The organism is Sphingomonas sp. CFBP8993, assembly GCF_034044895.1.
Classification (GTDB): Bacteria; Pseudomonadota; Alphaproteobacteria; order Sphingomonadales; family Sphingomonadaceae; genus Sphingomonas.
In genome coordinates this window covers 152,895-172,333 of record NZ_JAXCWU010000003.1, presented here as the reverse complement: position 1 = coordinate 172,333, position 19,439 = coordinate 152,895, and the positions used below count along the sequence as shown (strand labels likewise).

Sequence of the window (19,439 nt, the reverse complement as noted above, 5' to 3'; positions counted from 1 at the left end):
GCGCGGATGTAGGCGGCTGCACGTCGCGCGTCATCCCCGAACGGTCACTTTCGACACCGCCACGCCGCAACGGCTGGCCTGACGAGGATTGAAAACAAACCTGTCAGGCCATCCCGTGTCTTCATAAGGCCCCCTCCCTTCAGGAGCGGGACCCAACATCCATCAAAGCGCCAGGTCGGGATGCCGGTTGGGGCTGACCCGCGTCGCTTCGGGGCGCGGAGCCTCCGTGACCGTGGGCGCGCTGACCGGCGGCGGGGCCATGGCGAGTTGCAGCGTCTCGGCTGTCGCGGCCCATTCATGCGCCAGCAGGTCGCGATCCTCGTTCAGCGCGGTGCCATAGCTGGGCACGATCTCGCGGATCTTGGCCTGCCAGGCCGGGGTGGCCAAGCGGTCGGGGAAGACCTTCTTGATCAGGTTCAGCATGATCGACGGCGCGGTCGAGGCGCCCGGCGACGCGCCCAGCAGCGCGGCGATCGAGCCGTCCTTGGACGCGACGATCTCGGTGCCCAGCTTCAGCACGCCGCCCTTCTTGGGATCGCGCTTGATGATCTGCACCCGCTGACCGGCCTGCCACAGCCGCCAGTCGCCGTCCTTGGCGTTGGGGAAATATTGCCGCAGCGCGTTCATGCGGTCTTCCTGGCTCATCATCAGCTGCCCGGCCAGATATTCGACCAGCGAGAATTCGTCCCAGCCGACCGACAGCATCGGCCGGAAATTGTCGAGCGTCACCGACTTGGGCAGGTCGAAATACGAGCCTTCCTTCAGGAACTTGGTCGAGAAGGTGGCGAACGGGCCGAACAGCAGCACCTGCTTGCCGTTCAGATAGCGGGTGTCGAGATGCGGCACCGACATGGGCGGCGAACCGACGTCCGCCTTGCCATAGACCTTGGCCATATGGCGCTTGGCGATGGCCGGGTTCTCGGCCACCAGGAACGATCCGCCGACCGGGAAACCGGCATAATCGTCGCCCTCGGGAATACCCGACTTCTGCAGGATGGGCAGAGCGCCGCCGCCCGCGCCCGCGAACACGAAGCGCGCGGTAATGATCCGCTTCTCATCGGTCTTGCGGTCGCGCGCGGTCACCCGCCAGCTGCCATCGGCGTTGCGCTCCAGCGAGCGAACCTCATGGCCGGTGGTCAGCGTCACGCCGGGCTGGCCCTGGAGCGCGCGGATATACTGGCGCGTCACCTCGCCCCATTCGCAATCGGTGCCCAGCACCGAGCGGGTGGCGGCAAGCTTCTGCCCGGCCTTGCGCCCCTCGGTCATCAGCGGCACCCACTGGGCGATCTGGCGCGGGTCGGTGGTGAATTCCATGCCGGAGAAGAGCGGGCTGGCGAGCAGCGCGGCGTGGCGCTTCTGGAGGAAGGCGACATTCTCGTCGCCCCACACCAGGTTCATGTGCGGGGTGGAGTTGATGAAGCTGCGCGGGTTCTTCAGGACGCCGGTGCGGATCTGGTGGCTCAGGAACTGGCGCGTGACCTGGAACTGCTCATTGATCTCGATCGCCTTCTTGATCTCGACCCTGCCGTCCGCCTCGTTCACCGGCGTGTAGTTCAGCTCGCACAAGGCCGAGTGGCCGGTGCCCGCATTGTTCCAGCCATTGGAGCTTTCCTCGGCCACCTTGTCCAGCCGTTCGACCATCTCGATCGTCCAGCTGGGCTCCAGCTCGCGCAGCAGCACGCCGAGCGTCGCGCTCATGATGCCGCCGCCGATCAGGAGGACGTCGACCTTGTGTTCGGAGCCCGCGGCTTCCGCCGCGAAGGGCGCGACCGCCGCGCCACCCGCCACCAGGGTCGAGCCCATCATCGCGCGGCGGGTAATCCCCTCACGCGCCGTGCCTTTCGCAGCGCCCATCCGGCCGCGCTGGTTTCGATCCTCACTCTGCATGTTCGACGCCTTTGCGATACTGGGTCATGCGCGCTGTCCGCGATCCCTTGTCGCGACGAACGGCATGGCCGTGATGTTCGAAATCGGGCGCAGTCCTTCCACCGAACGCGACCGCGCGAGCGGAAGAGCGGCCGCTACCCGGCCTTGCGATCCTCACCTACGATTTTAATCTCGTATACCTGTTATGCGCATAGCCGACTCTCACCGACTGTCCATGTCGGCGCGATCCGCCGGTCGGCGGCTTTGTCGGGGCAATGGTCCGTCTAGACATTACCCTTCCCAATCGATTTGTCGATAATGCATCTCAATATATTTAGGCAAATCGAAATTGTGCGATTTCTCGCCCACCGCCTAGACCCTTGTCCGTTATCTCGCACGAAAAGTCATAATCGCGCCGCTTGCGCGGTGCAATCTATTGTCCTACAAATTCGCATAGAAAAAAATTCATGAGAGGCTGTGCCTGCCGTGCCATCAGACGTGACGCCCGCCTATATCGCGATCGATTGGGGTACGACAAACCGGCGAATCTATGTCCTGGCGGCCGATGGCACGATGCTGGACACCGTGCGCGACGATCGCGGCGTGCTGGCGATGGACCAGAGCGGCTACGCACGCGAGATCACCGCGATCCGCATCCGGTTCGGCGACCTGCCGATCATCGCCGCCGGAATGGTGGGGTCGACGCGGGGCTGGCGCGAAGCGGCCTATGTCCCTGCCCCCGCCGATATCCCGACCCTGGCCCGCGCTGCGACGCGGATCGCGGAGTCCGATGTCACGATCGTCCCCGGCGTCTCGCTGCTGACCGATACCCGCGCCGATGTGATGCGCGGCGAGGAGGTGCAGGTGCTGGGCGCGGTGGCCGCCGGGATCGCGCCGGCGGACGCGCTGTTCGCGCAGCCCGGCACCCACAACAAATGGGTGCATGTCGAGGGCGGCCGGATCACCGACTTCGCCACCACCATGACCGGTGAGCTGTTCGCGCTGGTCAAGGGGCATGGCATCCTTGCCGGGATGCTCGACGGCCCGGTGGCGGACGGCGCGGCCTTTCGCGACGGCCTGGCGCGCGGCAGCGGCGCGTGCGACCTGACGGCGGCCCTGTTCGGGGTGCGCGCCTCGGTCCTGCTCGGCCGGATCGTGGCGGAGGACGCGGCCGCCTATGCCAGCGGCCTGCTGATCGGCAGCGACGTCGGTGCGGTGCCGGGCCTGGAGGGCAGGACTGTTCACCTGCTGTCCAGCGGCCTGTTGGCCGACCTCTACACCATCGGGATCGAGGCGCGGGGCGGCACCGTCGTCGCCCTCGACAGCCATGCCGGTTTCCTCGCCGGTCTTCACGCCATTCGGGAGCATCTGTCATGACCGACCCAGCCCAAGCCTTTGCCAAGGCCTTTGCCGCCTGCCCTATGGTCGCGATCCTGCGCGGCCTGACTCCCGACGAGGCGATCCCGGTCGCCGACGCGCTGGTCGAGGCGGGATTCACCCTGATCGAAGTGCCGCTCAACTCGCCGCAGCCCTATGACAGCATCGCCGCCATCGCGGCCCATGTCGGAAACAAGGCGATCGTCGGCGCCGGCACCGTGCTGACCACCGAGCAGGTCGACCGGGTGAAGGCGGCGGGCGGCACGCTGATCGTCTCGCCCAACACCGATACGCAGGTGATCGCGCACAGCGTGGCGCAAGGGATGATCTCGCTGCCCGGCTATTTCACGCCGTCCGAGGCGTTCGCCGCGCTGAAGGCGGGCGCGCATGGCCTGAAGCTGTTCCCGGCCGAAGGCGCCTCGCCCACCTTCCTCAAGGCACAGCGCGCCGTCCTGCCGCGCGACGTCCCGGTGCTGGCGGTCGGCGGCATCACGCCCGACAACATGGCCGAATGGCGCGCACACGGCGCGGACGGCTTCGGCCTGGGCTCCAACCTCTATAGCGCGGGCAAGCCGGCGGCGGATGTCGCCGTGTCGGCGCGCGCTTATATCGAAAAGGCACGCTGATACCGATGACCGACACGATCCGTCTCGCACTGGTCGGCATGGGCAAGATCGCCCATGACCAGCATGTCCCCGCCATCGCAGGCAATCCGGCCTTCGAACTGGTCGCCACCGTCAGCCGCTCGCCGAACGGGGTCGAGGGCGTGCCGCATTTCCACGACATCGCCGAACTCGCGCAGAGCGACTTGGAAGTAGATGCGGTGGCGCTGTGCACCCCGCCGCAGGTCCGCCACGCCATCGCCGCCGCCGCGCTGGCCAATAATTGGCACGTCTTCCTGGAGAAGCCGCCGGGCGCGACGCTTGCCGAAGTGGCGGTGCTGGAGGAGCTGGCGGCCAAGGCGAACGTCACCCTCTTCGCCAGCTGGCACTCGCGCTACGCACTGGGTGTCGAGCCCGCGCGCGAATGGCTGTCGAGCCGCAAGGTGACGTCGGCCGCGATCACCTGGCGCGAGGATGTGCGCCAATGGCATCCGGGTCAGGCCTGGATCTGGGAAGCGGGCGGGTTCGGCGTGTTCGATCCGGGCATCAACGCCCTGTCGATCGCGACGCATATCATGCCCGAGCCGTTTTTCATCGAGCGCGCGACTTTGGACTTCCCCGCCAATCGCGACGCGCCGATCGCCGCCGACGTGGCCTTCCGCACCACCGACGGCACGCCCGTCACGCTCGACCTCGACTGGCGGCAGGAAGGCCATCAGAGCTGGGACATTGTCGTCGAGACGACCGACGGCACGCTGAAGCTGGCCGAGGGCGGCGCGGTGCTGACCCTGCCCGACGGCTCGACGCCGCATGAGCAGGAAGGGCTGCACGGCGAATATCCGGGGCTCTATGCGCGCTTCGCCGAGCTGGTGCAGGGCGGACGCTCGGACGTGGACATCGCGCCGCTGCGGCATGTCGCCGACGCCTTCATGCGCGGCAAGCGGCGTGAGGTCGAAGACTTCGTGGAGTAATCCCCGGGCGGGGTCGGAAGTGTTTCCCCTTGGCCTTCGACTTCGCTCAGGCTGAACGGAGGGTGGGATTTATCCCTTCATCCCGTTCGCACTGAGCGAAGTCGAAGTGCACCCCCGTACACCCCAAAAAAAGAAGGCCGGTTGTCCCACGGGACGACCGGCCTTTTCAGTTCAGGGATTGGCGGGGGGTGGAAAGCCCCCCGCCGGGGGGAAGGGATCAGAAGTTGACCGTCGCACCGATCGCGATCTGGCGGCCCAGCGCGTCGTAACGCTGCGGCGCGGTGTTCGAGCGCGACAGGGCGACCTGGTACGAGTTCGGGATGATCGGCGGCGTCTTGTCGAAGATGTTGTTCGCGATGATCCGGAAGGCGAACTGGCGGGCGATGTTCCAGGTCAGCGCGAGGTCGAAGAAGCTCTGCGGCGAGATGCGCGCAAAGGTGTTCTGGAACCGCTCCGGCGTGCCGCCGATATCCGCATTGCCCGAATTGTTCGCGGTCGTCAGCGAGCCGGTATAGCGCCAGTTGAACGAGGCGTTGAACGTCCGGTCCGGCGTCGTCCAGGTGGTGCGCAGCGTGTGCGCCCATTTCGGAACCAGCTGCCCGCACGAGATGCCGTTCGAGAAGTAACCCGCGCAGTTATACTGGCTGCGCAGCGGCGAGTCCTGACCACCGGCCAGGCTCGACAGCGAGCCGTTGAAGCCCCAGTCCAGACGACCCGCACCCTTCAGGTCCAGCGAATACTGGCCCTGGAAGTCCCAGCCATTGGCGAGCGTGCGGTAATAGTTGGTCGTGCCCTGGCGCACGAAGCCCGACGAAGGATTGCCCGCGGGCGCATTGCCGATCGAACCCGTCACCGGATCGCGGACGATGCCGTTGCAGAAGAAGGGGTCGCCGTTCGATGCCAGACAGCCCTGCAGATAATAATCCGCGCCGTTATACCCCAGCGAGTTGACGATCCGTACCTGATAGCGATCGGCCGAGAAGACCAGGCCCGGAATGAAGCTGGGCTTCACAACGAGGCCATAGGTCAGGGTGTAGGCGGTTTCGGGATCGGCGGTGAAGCCGCCCGAACGCGTCGTGCACCCCTCGGTCGGGCAGAGCAGCGAAGCGTTGCCATACAGATTGTCAGCCAGCCCGGTCTTGCTGCACAGCTCGCGCGAGCCGAGCGGCGTCGTGGTCACGGTGCCGTCGGGCAGCGTGCGTGAGACGGGCGCGCAGAAATCGGTCAGCGTGGTGTTACGGCCGAAATTGACCTGCGTCGCCTGGCGGATCTCGATCACCGTCGGTGCGCGCTGCGCCTTGTTGTACGAGGCGCGGAAGGTGATGTCGGCGACGGGCGCGTACAGCCCCTCGATCTTCCAGGTCGAGAAGCTCTTCGGGTTCGAGCTGTACTTCGACACGCGGAAGCCGCCATTGGTCTGCAGCAGATGCGCGAACGGCTTGTTCTGGATCAGCGGCGCCTGAAGCTCGATATTCGATTCCCAGACGTCCTGGCTCAGCCGGGCATCCTGCTCGCCGAACTGGTCGACGAACCCCGCATCGGCGGTCGAGATCAGTCGGTCCTTGCGATATTCGGTGCCCAGCGACACGGCCAGGCCGTCATCCGCCCAAGGGGTTTTGATGCCATAGGTCGTCAGGTCGCCGTTCACGACCGCGATCGCGTCGAACAGCTGGGTGACGGTGCGGCGCTGGCCGGTCGCCCCGCTGGAGAACAGATAGTTGGTCAGCGCATTGCTGCCCGAACCGGCGCGGAACGCATCGAAGGGCACGCAGGACGGATCGGTGCCGTTGACCACCGAACGGCAGGTGGCCACGCCGTTCACCGAGACGACGTCGAGCGCGCGGTTCACCCGGTCGTTCTGCGACGTCGAGCCGAGATACCAGTCCTGCTGGTTGCGGGCATAGACGCCGCCCACGTCATAGGACCAGGCCTCGCCGATCTTGCCCCGGACGCCGCCGGTCGCGCGGAAGCCCATGTTGACGAAACGGTCGGCCTGGGCAGGCTGTCCGTCGAAACGATAGCGCACGTCGAGCGGCACGTAGCCGGTGCTGCCCGGCGTACAGCCCAGCGCGCCCGCCTGGCCGCCCGACAGGAAGGGATTGTCGCAATTCACCTGATAGGGCGTGGTGCCCGCCACCGTGTAGGAATAGACGCGGCGCGGGGTCGGGTTCTCGGAGGTGTCGCGGAACCAGATGCCGTCGCCATAGATCTCGAGCTCGGGCGCTATCTTCAGGTTGACGAAGCCGCCCGCCGTGTAACGCTCATTGGCGCGCTGGAAAGACACGTCGTCATAGGGGTTGGCGGCGTTTCCGGCACCCGGGCCGAAGGGCACGAAGGTGCGCGAGCCGTCCGGATTGTTGACGTACTGCGCATTGGCGTTGGGGCCCGAGGTGGGCGAGACGAAGCCGCTGCGCGAATAGGTCGACAAGGGCGAGCAGGAGAGCGTCGAATCCTTGGTCAACTGCGCGATCGGGCACGCCGCATAGGAGCGCGCGCCGTTCTGGACCAGGTCGGCCTGGCGGTAATTGACGAAGCCCGAGATGTTCAGTCGATCGCCGAACAGCTTCTTGCCCGCTGTCAGCGTCAGGTCGGAACGGCCGCCGTCATTGGTCAGGCCCAACGGGCTGCTGAACCCCGCCGCCGTCGCGATCGGCGTGACGATGTTGGTCGTGTTGTTGTGGTTATAGAAATTGTAATTGCCGTCGAGGCGAAGCCCCTCGAAATCCTTGCGCAGGACGAAGTTCACCACGCCCGAGATCGCGTCCGAACCATAGACCGACGACGCACCGCCCGACAGCACGTCGACGCGCTCCAACAGGCTGGCCGGGATGATGCCGGTGTCCTGGCCGTTCTGCGTGCCCAGACGCTTGCCGTCGACCAGCACCAGTGTCCGCTCGAAGCCCAGGCTGCGCAGCTTGATCCGCTGGCGACCATCGGAATCGGCATAGTTGGACTGGGCGTCGGGGGCGACCTGCGGCAGGCGGTTCAGCACCTCCTCGACGTTCAGCGGCGCCTGCGCCTGGATGTCCTGGCGCGTGACCGAAGTGATCGGCGCGGCCGAGGCCAGGTTGGGCCGGGTGATGCGGGTGCCGGTGACGATGACCTCGCCGCCGCTTGACGCCTGGGGCGTGCCGGTGATCGCGGCGGAGCGGGTCTGCGCGGCCTGCGCACTGATCGAGGCGTCGGAGTCGCGCTGTTCGGCGGCGTCGTCCGGGGTGGCGGTGGATGCGGCCTGCTGGGCGGCGGCGGGCGCGGCGAACATCAGCGCGGTGGCGGGCACCGTCGCGGTAGCTAGGGCCAACCAGGATGCGGACTGCTGAATTCTCATGAGGTCTCCCCTTCATCCCGGCCATGGGACGCCGGGTTCGGGGAAAGGACAATATTTTTGCCGCATGTCGGTCAATACCTAATGCATACCTATGCAACACCCATCACGTCATTGTGACGAAACTGTAACCCAAAAGCCACAAATGAAAACGATTTCAGCTGCTTGACGTGTGATCTGGCAATATTTCGACATGGTTTGTGGTCGGATCGCCAGACCAGCACCAGGTGTTCCATCACGAATCGCTACGAGTGGTTCCATATCGGTTCGTCATCCCTCTTGCGGCTTTGCGCGCACGCCCGCATCATCCACGTCATGGTCGGACAAGATCGTCCGGGGGATGGGAGCATAAGAATGCAGGACGAACGGCGCGTATTTTTGGGCGGCATCGCATCGCTGGCGGGCATCGGGGCCGGTCTGGCAGCCCCGGCACGCAGTTTCGCGCAGGCCGCCTCACCCCGCGCCACCATCCTGTCGACATGGGACTTCGGCGCGCCCGCCAATGACGCGGCCTTTGCCAAGGGGCGCACCGGTGGCTCGTTGATCGACATGGTCGAGGCGGGGGTGATGGTGCCCGAGGCCGATCCGAACAACCACTCGGTCGGCTATGGCGGCTATCCCGACCGCGACGGGCATGTGACGCTGGACGCGGTGATCATGGACGATGCGGGCGGCGTCGGCGCGGTGGCCGCGCTGGAAGATACGGTCCACGCCATCTCCGTCGCGCGCGCGGTCATGGAGCATACCCCGCACACCTTCCTGGTCGGCGAAGGCGCGACCCGCTTTGCCCGCGACCGGGGTTTCCCGCGCGTGAAGCTGCTGACCCCGGAGGCGGAAAAGGCCTGGCGGGAATGGCTGAAGACGCAAAACTACAAGCCGGTCGCCAATAGCGAGACGGGCACCTATGGCGAAGGGCGGCCGGGCACGCCGGGCGGCGCGCTCGACCACGACACCATCGGGATGCTGGCGCGCGATGCCAGCGGGCGGATGGCGGGGGCCTGCACGACCTCGGGCATGGCGTTCAAGATGCGCGGGCGGGTCGGGGATTCGCCACAGGTCGGCTCGGGCCTCTATGTCGAACGCGGCGTGGGCGGGGCGACGTCCACCGGCCTGGGCGAGGAAGTCACCCGCACCGTCGGCACCGCGCGCGTCGTCGCCTCGATGCGGCATGGCATCAGCCCCCAGGCGGCATGCGAGGAAGCGGCCAAGCACATCGCATCCCTGCGCGGCGATGCGATCAAGGGGGTGCAGGTCGGCTTCCTGGCGATGGACACCGCCGGGCGGATCGGTGCCTTCTGCCTGTTGCCGGGCTTCACCTATGCGGTGACGGACGCGGCGGGCAAGACGCGGGTCGAAAAGGCACCGTCGCTGTTCCGGGCCTAAGCATATTCCTCCCCTTGCAGGGGAGGAATTTACTTGTCCTCTCCCCCGTCGGCGATCAGCGCGTTCAGGTCGCGCAGCGCCTTGACCAGCCCCAGCCCACGCGGCCCCGCGATATAGCGCGGGGCCCATTCCGGCTGGAACTTCTCCTTATACGCCCGCAGCCCCCGAAAGCCGTAGAACCGCTCGCCATGCCGGAACACCAGCGCGGCGACCTTGGCCCAGGTCGGCGCCATCCGCCGCCCGCCGACCCCCGAGAGCGGCGCGAGGCCCAGCGCGAAACGGCCATAGCCCTCCGCCTGTCCCCACAGCATCAGCTCAACGAACAGATAGTCCATCACCCCGCCCGGTGCGTCCTCGACATGGCGCATCAGGTCGACCGACAGCTCGCGCTTGTCGCCCGCCTTCCAGAGGTTGGCGAAGGCGACGATCCGCCCCTCGACCCGGACGACGGCGCAGTCGGTCATCGCCAGATAGTCGGGATCGAACCGCCCCAGGCTGAACCCCTTTTCGCCATGCCCCTTTTCCAGCAGCCAGTTGTCGGACACGGCCTTCAGTTCGGGCAGGATCGCGGGGACCTGCGCGGCGGGCAGGATCGCGAAGCTGGCATTCTCGCGCGTGCGGAAACGGTTGAGCGTCTGGCGAAGGCCGCGCATCCGCCCGCCCTCCAGCGCGAAGGCGGACAGGTCGATCAGCGCCTCTTCGCCATATTTGATGATCTGAAGCCCCATTTCGATCGCGATCTCGAGGCCGTCGGGTGTGATCTGATAGAGGAGCAGCCGCCCTTGCGCGGCATCGGCCATGGTGCGCAACTGCCAGAGCAGGTCGGCCCAGGCCGCGCGCGGGCCCACCGGGTCGCCCATCGCGATCCAGCTCGTGCCGCGCACCTGATACATCACGAAGGCATCACCCTCCGGCGAGAACAGGAACCGCTTGTCGCCCAGCAGCGCGAGCGCGGCATCGGTGCGCTCGGCCTGTTCGACGATGCCGAGGACCTGCGTCATCGCCGGGTGGTCCGCCTCGCCCTGGGGTGCGGCCAGGAACAACCGCCACAGCCCCGCCGCCGCCAGCATCACCGCAACGCCCAATCCTGCACGCAGGAAACGCGAGGCGTCGTCGGACAGCGCGAACCGCCACCACAGCGATTCCCGGTAATCGACATGCTTGTACGCGAAGAAGCCGATCCAGGCCGTGCCGACGATCACCACCGCCACGCTGAACAGCCAGGTCGGCGACAGCGGCCGGGCGACGAGCGACGTGCGCCGGTAAAAGGCACGGCGGCTCATCTGCAACAGCAAGGCGATGGTCAGGCAGACCGCCGCCTCTTCATAATCGATGCCCTTCGCCAGCGAGAAGATCGCCCCCGCAACCAGCAACGCGCGCGCCGCCAGGCTCGCGCCGTCGAGCCGCCGATACAGTCCCGGCGCCAGCAGCAGCAGCCCCGTGCCGACCAGGCTGGCGGCGAAATGCGACGCCTCGATGAAGGGAAGCGGCACGATATGGACGAGCTGGTGCACGCGCTGGGGAATGGCGGGCAGCGATCCCGACAGCAGCAGGATCGTCCCCCCGCCGAAACAGGCCGCGCTCAGCAGCGTTGGCGCGACGCCCAGCAGCACGCGGCGGATATCGCGCAACGCCTTGATCGGCCGCCGCCGTGCCTCGTCCCAGGCCAGCAGCGCGATGCCCAGCGCCAGCGGGGCGAGGTAATAGAGGACCCGGTACGCGATCAGCGCGGCGAACAGGTCGGTTCGGTCGACCGGCACCGTCGCCAGCACCACCGCCTCGAACACGCCGATGCCGCCGGGCACATGGCTGACCAGCGCGACGATGATCGCCAGCGCATAGGCGAGCAGAAAGGCGGGCAGCAGGTCGATCGAGGCCCCCGGCAGCAAGACGAACAGCGCGGCACTGGCACAGGTCAGGTCGAGCGAGGCGATGCCGACCTGAGCGACGGCTTGCGCGGGCGTGGGCAGCGGCACGCTCCAGGCGCGCCAGCCGACACGCTGGCCGGGACGCAGGTGGCACAGCAGGATCAGCGCCAGCGCACCCACGACGACCGCGCCGCCGACCCAGCGGACCACGCCTTGCGCCAGCATCCACCCTTCGACCGTGATCGGGCCTTCATGGAACAACAGGCCGAAGCCGGTGACGGTGAACACCCCGAACCAGAAGGTCGCACTGGCGATCGCGATGACCCGCGCAATGTCCGGCCCGTCCAGCCCGGCGGCGGCATAGACCCTGTACCGCGCCGACCCGCCGGTCAGCAGGCCCAGCCCCAGATTGTGGCTGAGCGTATAGCTGGTGAAGGACGCGGTCGCCGCCGTGCGCCAACGCAGCGGCCGTCCGATGACCCGAAGCGCGATGACGTCGTAGAAGGTCAGCGCGACATAGCTGGCGATGGTGAAGCCGACCGCCAGCATGATCTGGCGCGGGTCGATCGCATAAAAGGCCGCGCGGACGTCCGAAAACCGGACCGACCGCGTCAGGTGGTGGAGCGCCGACAGGCCCAAGGCGACGAGCAGCAGGATCGCGGCGACCGCCAGATACCCGCGTCGCGCCCGGCCATAGGCGACCAGCCGGTCGAACATGGACGCCGTGCTGTCGTGCGTCGTCATGATCGGCTCCCCCGTCCCATCCCCTCGTTTCACGCGCCGATCACTCAGATTTTCAATCCCATTCCCTGTCGCGTGCGGCGGAATAGAACGCCGTCTGCCCCGCCCGCCTTACGGGCGCATGACAAGTTCGTCACGCCCCGGACGCGCCCCTCATGACAGAAGCGTCATGCTTCGCCCACGCTTCGCTTATGTCGCAAGCCTTATAAAGAACGGGTGAAAGGAACGTCCCTTCGTGCCGTCCGGGCCCCGATGAACGCCGCTTCCCGCGCGGGGCGTGGGGGCGTGTCGTGAAGGGCTTGCGTATCGTCGGCTGGGGTGCGGGCGCCGCCGCGCTGGTCGGGGGCGGTGCGATCGCCTTGCTGGTCTGCCACATGCCGCTTCATGCCGGACCGCACACCCCCTCGACCCTGTATGGCGCGACCTTCGCGCCGCTTGGCGAGGACCGGCCCGGCCTGGTTGTTACCAGCCTGCGCAGCGATGTCGACGACGCCCCTGCGCCCCCGATCCACCCGCCGCTGCATGTCGGCGACCTGGTCATGAAGGTCGACGGCCGCCCCGCCACGTCGTTCGCGATGCTGCGTGACGAGGCGACGCGCCATGTCGATTCACCGGTGCGGCTTCAGGTCGCGCGCGACGATGGCCTCCTCACGATCACGCTGCTAAGGAGCGCGTCGGGAGGACAGCGTGGCCAACAGGATTTTGCTGATCGAAGATGATCGCTCGACGGCGGATTATATCGCCAACGGGCTGAGGGAAGAAGGTTTCCTGATCGACCATGCCGCCAATGGCCGCGACGGCCTGTTCCACGCGACCGACGGCACCTATGACTGCATCGTGCTGGACCGGATGCTGCCCGGCATGGACGGCATGTCGGTGCTGGCCGCGATCCGGGCGGCGGGGATCGCGTCGCCGGTCCTGATCCTGTCCGCCCTGTCCTCGCCCGAGGACCGGGTGGCGGGCCTGACGTCGGGTTCGGACGATTATCTGACCAAGCCGTTCGTGTTCGCCGAGTTGCTGGCCCGCCTGCGCCTGCTGATCCGGCGCGGCGGCACCACCACGAACGCGCCGCAGACCAAGCTGGTGTGCGACGATTTGGAGATGGACCTGCTGGCCCACCGGGTCCGCCGCGCCGGGAAACCCATCGACCTGCAGCCACGCGAATACCGGTTGCTGGAATATCTGCTCCAGCATGTCGATCAGGTAGTGACCCGCACGATGCTGCTGGAGGGGGTGTGGGATTTCCATTTCGACCCCAACACCAACGTCACCGACGTGCATATCAGCCGCCTGCGCAAGAAGATCGACGAGGGCTTTGCCCGCCCGCTGCTGCACACCGTACGCGGGTCGGGCTATAAGCTGGGGATCGAGAAATAGCGCCGGGCGTCCTCCGTTCGACCACGCTGCGCTTCGCGCTGCTGGTCTTTGCGCTGCAACTCGTCGGCGCGGGCGCGATGGTGGCCACCGTGCGCCATCTGACCCGCGGCGAGATTGCCGACCAGGCCGAGGATGCCGCGCGCGACCTGCGCGACGAACTGGCCGGGCTATGGCGCGGCGGCGGACAGGCGGCGGTGCGCGCCGGGGTCGAACGGCGACTGAACACCGACCGGGTGCCCCTGTCGGTCATCCTGCTGACCGATGCGCGCGGGCGCTTCGTCACCGGCAACATCGCCGAATGGCCGCCCAATGTCCCCGCCCCCGGCGCGGCCACGATCGAGATCTTCCGCATCGGCCATTCGCAACCCGAGCGGATGCGCGTGCTGGCGATGCTCCTGCCCGACGGTTCGCGGATACTGGCCGGGCATGTCATCGAAAGCGAGTTGCGCGTCGCCCTGGCGATGGAGGAGGCGATGGCGGTTGGTATGGCGGCGGCGATCGTCCTGGCCGCCCTTGCCGCCTGGGCCGCCGCGCGGATGATCGAACGGCGGCTGGAAGACACGGTCGCCACCGCCAATGCGGTCGCCGGCGGCGACCTGTCGCGCAGGGTCGTTCCCAAGGGGGGCGACGACGCCTTCGACGCGCTGGCCGAGGCCGTCAACGGGATGCTCGACCGCATCGCACTCCTGATGACCGAATTGAAGGTCGCGACCGACGGGCTGGCGCACGACCTACGCTCCCCCCTCACCCGGCTTCGCGCGACGCTGGACCGGGCGCTGGCGGAGAGCCATGACGAGAATGCGCGGGTCGCGGTCGGCCGGGCGCTGGACGAAGGCGACCGACTGCTCGCCATGCTCGACACCGCGCTGCGGATCAGCCGGGCCGAGGCGGGGCTGGGCCGCGACGCCTTCGTCGCCGCCGATCTGGCCGCGATGGCACGCGACGTCGCTGACATGTTCGAGCCGCTGGCCGAGGATCGCGGCATGACCATCCGCGCCGAAGCCCCCGACACCCTGGTCGCACATGTCCACCGCGAGTTGCTGGGACAGGCGCTGGCCAACCTGATCGACAATGCGTTGAAATATGGCGCGGGCGAGGTGGTGGTCCGGGTGGAGCCCGGCCCCGTCCTGATCGTCGCCGATGATGGCCCCGGCATCCCCGAGGAGCGCCGCGAGGAAGCGCTCAAGCGCTTCGGCCGCCTGGACGCCGCCCGAACCGAAAGCGGCGCGGGCCTGGGCCTGTCGCTCGCCACCGCTGTCGCGCACCTGCATGGCGGCGCGGTTACGCTGGAGGACAATGCGCCGGGCCTGCGCGTGCGGCTAGTGCTCGCCCCGGACGTCCGCACGGTTTGAGCTGCGTCGAGGGGACGGTCGCCCCCTCCCGACGCAATAGGAAGTCACGCCAGCAGAGCGATGGAACGGCACTCAAGACACCGGGCGCCCGGCAGAATGGAAAGAAACCCATTCCTCCCCAAGCTCGTTTCGGGAGGGGAACCATCGCGCCAGCGATGGTGGAGGGGCCAACGACGCCAGCGACAGGCACCCGCCCCTCCACCACCGGACTGACGCCCGGCGGTCCCCCTCCCCATCTGACGATGGGGAGGATTTAACGCTTACGCCCCGACATTCCCTGTGCGCTCCAGCTTGCCCCAGCCGACGATCCATCCGCCGATCGCCGAGCTGATCGCGCGCAGGACGACCCAGTACATGATCTGGCGATAGACCAGCCGCTGCGCGACCAGCAGATGCGCGGGGTAGCGCACCCGGTTGCCGTCCAGCCGGTACGCCAGCCAGCCGCACCACACGTCGATCGCGGTGAACGCCACCCAATAGGCCGCCATCTGGAACACGTCGGTGCTCGTCTGGGCCCAGCCATGCTGCGCGACGCGCACCGCCGTCCCGATGATCGACAGGACCAGCGCCAGATCGATCAGCGGCGAGATCGCGGCGAAGATGATCTGGAACAGCCAGGCCTGGGGCAGGCCGACGCGGGCCAGACCGGCGGGCTTGCCGGTACGCAGGACCGCGCGGTGCTTCCAAAGGCACTGCAATGTCCCGAACGCCCAGCGATAACGCTGCTTGGCGAGCGCCTTAAAGCTCTCGGGCGCTTCGGTCCAGGCGACGGCGCGCGGGTCGTAGGTCACGCGCCACCCGGCCCGCTGGATCGCGATGGTCAGGTCCTGGTCCTCGGCCAGCGTATCCTCTGGGTAACCACCGACCGCGTCCAGCGCGGCGCGGCGCCAGGCGCCGACCGCACCCGGCACGACCGTCATCGCATCGAACCCGGCCAGCGCGCGGCGTTCGAGATTTTGCGCGGTGATATATTCGACCGCCTGCCAGCGGGTGACGAGGTTCACCCGGTTGCCCACCCGCGCATCGCCCGCCACCGCGCCCAGCGCAGGATCGGCGAACCAGCGGGCGAGCTTGGCGATCGTCTCCGGCTCGAACTGCGTATCCGCGTCGAGCGCGATCAGCACCTCGCCGGTCGCGTCGCGCAGCGCCCGGTTGAGCGCCGCCGCCTTGCCGCCATTGGCCAGGGTCAGCAACTGCACCCGTGGTTCGCTCGCAAAGGCATCGCGCACCACCGCGCTCGTCGCATCCTTCGATCCGTCGTCGACGACGATGACCTGAAGGCCGGGATAGTTGCTCTCCAGCACGCGGGCGACCGACTGGACGATCACCCGCTCCTCGTTGAAGGCCGGGATGATGACCGAGACGCTGGGCGTATATTCAGGCGGCACGGGCCGCGACTTGCGTCCCTGGAACCAGGCGAGCCCGGCCATGACGATCGCCCGCGCCATGCCCAGCGCGATGGCGAGATAGAACAGCCACGCGAGCGCCGCCGACAGAAAGGCCAGGACAACGAAGATCGCCACGTCGGTCCGCACCGCCAGCAGGTCCTTGCCCTCGACGACCGGCATCGCCTGATCGCGGGTGATCCCGACAAGCTGCGAGGCGGGGACGAAGCGATACCCTTGCGCGCGCAGGATATTGATGATGCGCGGCAACGCCTCGACCGTCTGTTCGCGGTCGCCGCCGCCGTCGTGCAGCAGGACGACATTGGCCGAATTGTCGGGCGTCGCGCCGTTCACCTGGTCGACGGTCTGCCGAATGATCTGGTCGACGCCGGGGCGCTGCCAGTCGTTCGGGTCGACGTGCAGGCCGACGACCGTATAGCCCAGATTCTGCGCAATCAGCGCCGGGCCGATCTCGTCCGCCGTGGTCGGCTCGGCATCGCCGAAATAGGGTGCGCGGAACAGCGTGGTCGACCGGCCGGTATAGGCCTGGATCAGGCGCTGGGTCGCGTTCAGCTCCAGCTTGATCGTCCGGTCGCTGGTCGTCGCCATGTTGGGATGGGTATAGCTGTGATTGCCCAGCTCGCTGCCGTCCGCGACGATGCGGCGGAGCAGCTGCGGATGCTGCAACGCATTCTCACCGATCACGAAGAAGGTCGCGGGCACCTTCTCACGCTCCAGCACGTCCAGGATTTTGGGCGTCCATTTGGGATCGGGGCCGTCGTCGAAGGTCAACGCGATCGTCTTGGGCAGCGCCCCTGCCCGCTGGACGACGTAAGGCGTCGGAAAGACCTGATATTCCTCGTTGCGGATCACCCCGTCCTTGTCATAGCGCAGGCCGCGCCGCCCCTCGGTCGGCTGTGCGGTGATGCGCAGGATCTCGCCCGGCCCCTCGACATCGGTGTTCAGCGGCGAGGTGATCGCCCCCAGCCGGGGGATGACGTTCGGCCTGGTGCTGCGGAACGCGGCGAAACCCGCCCACAGGCCGGGATCCTCGCTGCCCAGCTGCCAGAAGGCGACGTCGTCGATGCCCAGCCGCTTGAGCGCCTGAAGCTGGTTCCAGCTGCTGGCCGCGTCGAGCATCCAGACGACGTGATGCTCGCCATTCTCGTCATAGGCGAAACCAGCATTGCCGCTGGCGGGATCGAAGCTGATCTTTGCCTGGCTGTCATGCGCCACCAGCCAGGCCTCTTCGATCGACCTGGCTTCGGCGGGCTCGACCTTGCCGTTGCCGTCCGCCTTGGTCGCCCAGTCATAGGCATAGCTGCCCAGCGCGACGATCAGCTTGTCGCGGCCGACCTCGCGCAGCGCCTTTTCGGTCGCCTGCAGGAACCAGGGCTGCGACGCGATCGGACCGGGCGTGCCGGTCTGCCAATGCTCGTCATAGGCCATCAGCATGACCCGGTCGACGACCCTGGCGATGCCCGCCAGCTGCCATGCCTCGTCCTCGGCGGGGACGGTGACGGCAAGCACGGCGCCCTTGGGCAGATGCGCCTTGATCCGCTGCAACAGGCGCGGATAGCCCGCCATCGCGCTGGCCGGCAGGTTCTCGAAGTCGATGACCAGGCCCGACTGGCGATTGACGGTCACCGACTGGCCCAGCTGGGTCGCCAGCTTCTCCGACGCCGCCGGGCTGGCGATGATCCGCGCGATCGACTGGCCGTCCCATTCGTCGGCCGACAGATTCTGGACCATCGGCAGCAGCCGCGGGGGTTTGGCCGCCCGCGACAACAGGCTGGCGAGCTTGGGATCGTTGTTGATCGTCAGCTCGGCCTTGGGCCCCGCGACGTTCATCAGCGAGGGGACCAGCCAGTCGATCTGCCCCATATGCGCATGGAGCGAGGACAGGGCGGAGTCATTGCCCGGCGTATAGAAGGCGATGGTCAGCGGCGTGTGCCCCTGCGCCACCGCCTTGCGCGGCAGCCATTCGCCGCGCCGCCCCTTGAGCTGCGCGGTCGGCTCCAACGTCATCGGCTGGCGACGCGCGAAGGGCAAGGGCAGCACGCCCGAATTCGGCACGGCGACCAACGTGGTGGCAAAGGCGATCGCCGCAATGACCACCGACAGGATCATTACCGCGACCCCGCGCCGGGCCCATGTGCCCCGGCGTCCGGTGGGATCGAAAAAGATCGGCTTCGTCACGGCGTTGGTCCTTGGTGCATGGCCCGGACGGCACGCAGGAATATGGCGTGCGTCGGTTACGTATCGCGCTGCCCGATGGCAGATCGCGCGCATAGAGCGCGTGATCGTCACATTACAGATTTTTCATAAGCACTCGTTACCACCCGATCATGGCCGCGTGACAATGACGGGACGATGGCGGTAGGACGGGGCATGTCCGATCTTCTGGCGCGTCTTCGCCGCAACGGCCGCAAAATTTTTGGCGCGATCCTGCTGTTGGTCGCTGGCGGCATCGCCATCCTTCTCTATTCGGGCAGTTATTTCGACCGCGACCCGTTCGTCCGCTTCCCCGCCGAGGGAAAAGTCCAGCCGATCCTCGTCATGTCGCTGTCGGGCGATATGGGCCTGCGCTATGGCATGGGGGGCGTCATCGCGCGCGGATTGAGCGCGAAGGGAATGGCGGTCAGCGGCATCAACTCGCCCGTGCTGTTCCGCCAGCCGCGCACCCGTGCCGAGGTCGATGCCCTGATCGCCGATCTGGTCCGGCGCGCCGCGCGCGAGGCGGGCGAACGGCGGCTGGTGCTGCTGGGCCAGTCCTACGGCGCGGACATGCTGCAGACGGGGCTGGCCCGACTGCCTGCCGACCTGCGCGCGCGGGTGGCCGCGATCGTGCTGGTCGTGCCGGGCCAAACCGCCTTCTTCCGCTCCGACCCCTCCGGCCTTGCCTATCGCGGCCAGCCCGACAGCTGGGGCATCTCCACCGCGCGGACGCTCGACTGGGCGCCGTTGACCTGCATCTACGGCGTCAAGGAAACCGACAGCCTGTGCCCGCTGCTGAAGCAGCGCAACGCCCATGTGGTCGCTATGCCCGGCGGGCATTACCTGAACCACGACGACGACGCACTGACCGCGCATGTCTTCGCCGCCATCAGGAATGCGCGATAGGGACGGTCGATTGTCCTTCCCCATCTCTCCAGAACGTGGAGAGGGACCAGCGAAGCCGGAGGGCGATGC

General features: G+C 67.4%; 12 protein-coding genes. 8 read left to right on the top strand and 4 right to left on the bottom strand.

The genetic code is table 11. The features are described 5' to 3' along the window. Positions 1–162: 162 nt before the first annotated feature. Entirely contained in the window at positions 163–1,887 is a 1,725-nt protein-coding gene (gene mqo, locus SOM26_RS06990; RefSeq protein ID WP_320452013.1) for a malate dehydrogenase (quinone), read from the bottom strand. 465 nt (positions 1,888–2,352) lie between these two features. On the opposite strand from mqo, the gene SOM26_RS06985 reads away from it, so the two are divergent. Genes SOM26_RS06985 through SOM26_RS06975 form a run of 3 tightly spaced genes read left to right on the top strand, consistent with a single transcriptional unit; the run spans position 2,353 to position 4,816 of the window. Next, entirely contained in the window at positions 2,353–3,243 is an 891-nt protein-coding gene (locus SOM26_RS06985) for a 2-dehydro-3-deoxygalactonokinase (protein ID WP_320452012.1), read from the top strand. Continuing rightward, a complete protein-coding gene (locus tag SOM26_RS06980; protein ID WP_320452011.1) occupies positions 3,240–3,869 on the top strand; it encodes a 2-dehydro-3-deoxy-6-phosphogalactonate aldolase in 630 nt (209 codons plus the stop codon). Before SOM26_RS06985 ends, SOM26_RS06980 begins: the two co-directional genes overlap by 4 nt. Before the next feature lie 5 nt (positions 3,870–3,874). Then, positions 3,875–4,816 carry a Gfo/Idh/MocA family protein gene (locus SOM26_RS06975; protein ID WP_320452010.1) on the top strand — a complete coding sequence of 314 codons (942 nt, stop codon included), beginning with the start codon at positions 3,875–3,877 and terminating at the stop codon, positions 4,814–4,816. Between the two features lie 217 nt (positions 4,817–5,033). Here the strand turns inward: SOM26_RS06975 and SOM26_RS06970 are convergent, their stop codons facing one another. Next, complete coding sequence (locus SOM26_RS06970) at positions 5,034–8,117, bottom strand: TonB-dependent receptor plug domain-containing protein (protein WP_320452009.1); 3,084 nt, start codon at positions 8,115–8,117, stop codon at positions 5,034–5,036. Positions 8,118–8,495: 378 nt separating this feature from the next. Between SOM26_RS06970 and SOM26_RS06965 the strand changes: the two genes are divergently transcribed. Next, a complete protein-coding gene (locus SOM26_RS06965; RefSeq protein ID WP_320452008.1) occupies positions 8,496–9,524 on the top strand; it encodes a glycosylasparaginase in 1,029 nt (342 codons plus the stop codon). A gap of 29 nt (positions 9,525–9,553) precedes the next feature. Here SOM26_RS06965 and mprF read toward each other — a convergent pair whose 3' ends face one another. After that, entirely contained in the window at positions 9,554–12,136 is a 2,583-nt protein-coding gene (gene mprF, locus SOM26_RS06960; RefSeq protein ID WP_320452007.1) for a bifunctional lysylphosphatidylglycerol flippase/synthetase MprF, read from the bottom strand. A gap of 287 nt (positions 12,137–12,423) precedes the next feature. Here mprF and SOM26_RS06955 point away from each other — a divergent pair, with 287 nt between their 5' ends. From SOM26_RS06955 to SOM26_RS06945, 3 genes are all read left to right on the top strand, one after another. Further along, positions 12,424–12,852 (top strand): PDZ domain-containing protein, encoded by a 429-nt coding sequence (locus SOM26_RS06955; RefSeq protein WP_320452006.1) that lies wholly within the window; start codon positions 12,424–12,426, stop codon positions 12,850–12,852. Beyond that, positions 12,821–13,510: a winged helix-turn-helix domain-containing protein gene (locus tag SOM26_RS06950; RefSeq protein ID WP_320452005.1), complete on the top strand. Its 690-nt coding sequence runs from the start codon at positions 12,821–12,823 to the stop codon at positions 13,508–13,510. The genes SOM26_RS06955 and SOM26_RS06950 overlap by 32 nt, the downstream gene beginning before the upstream one ends. A gap of 89 nt (positions 13,511–13,599) precedes the next feature. Beyond that, positions 13,600–14,862 carry a sensor histidine kinase gene (locus SOM26_RS06945; protein WP_320452004.1) on the top strand — a complete coding sequence of 421 codons (1,263 nt, stop codon included), beginning with the start codon at positions 13,600–13,602 and terminating at the stop codon, positions 14,860–14,862. A 260-nt stretch (positions 14,863–15,122) separates the two neighbouring features. Here SOM26_RS06945 and SOM26_RS06940 read toward each other — a convergent pair whose 3' ends face one another. Then, positions 15,123–18,446: a trifunctional glycoside hydrolase family 18/polysaccharide deacetylase/glycosyltransferase family 2 protein gene (locus SOM26_RS06940; RefSeq protein WP_320452003.1), complete on the bottom strand. Its 3,324-nt coding sequence runs from the start codon at positions 18,444–18,446 to the stop codon at positions 15,123–15,125. Between the two features lie 192 nt (positions 18,447–18,638). On the opposite strand from SOM26_RS06940, the gene SOM26_RS06935 reads away from it, so the two are divergent. Then, positions 18,639–19,370 carry an AcvB/VirJ family lysyl-phosphatidylglycerol hydrolase gene (locus tag SOM26_RS06935; RefSeq protein WP_320452002.1) on the top strand — a complete coding sequence of 244 codons (732 nt, stop codon included), beginning with the start codon at positions 18,639–18,641 and terminating at the stop codon, positions 19,368–19,370. The last annotated feature ends 69 nt before the right edge of the window (positions 19,371–19,439 follow it).

Bases quoted from the DNA above. Each gene is read 5' to 3' on its own strand.
- mqo (WP_320452013.1), bottom strand. From the start codon at position 1,887: ATGCAGAGTGAGGATCGAAACCAGCGCGGCCGGATGGGCGCTGCGAAA.
- SOM26_RS06975 (WP_320452010.1), top strand. From the start codon at position 3,875: ATGACCGACACGATCCGTCTCGCACTGGTCGGCATGGGCAAGATCGCC.
- SOM26_RS06980 (WP_320452011.1), top strand. From the start codon at position 3,240: ATGACCGACCCAGCCCAAGCCTTTGCCAAGGCCTTTGCCGCCTGCCCT.
- mprF (WP_320452007.1), bottom strand. From the start codon at position 12,136: ATGACGACGCACGACAGCACGGCGTCCATGTTCGACCGGCTGGTCGCC.
- SOM26_RS06965 (WP_320452008.1), top strand. From the start codon at position 8,496: ATGCAGGACGAACGGCGCGTATTTTTGGGCGGCATCGCATCGCTGGCG.
- SOM26_RS06935 (WP_320452002.1), top strand. From the start codon at position 18,639: ATGTCCGATCTTCTGGCGCGTCTTCGCCGCAACGGCCGCAAAATTTTT.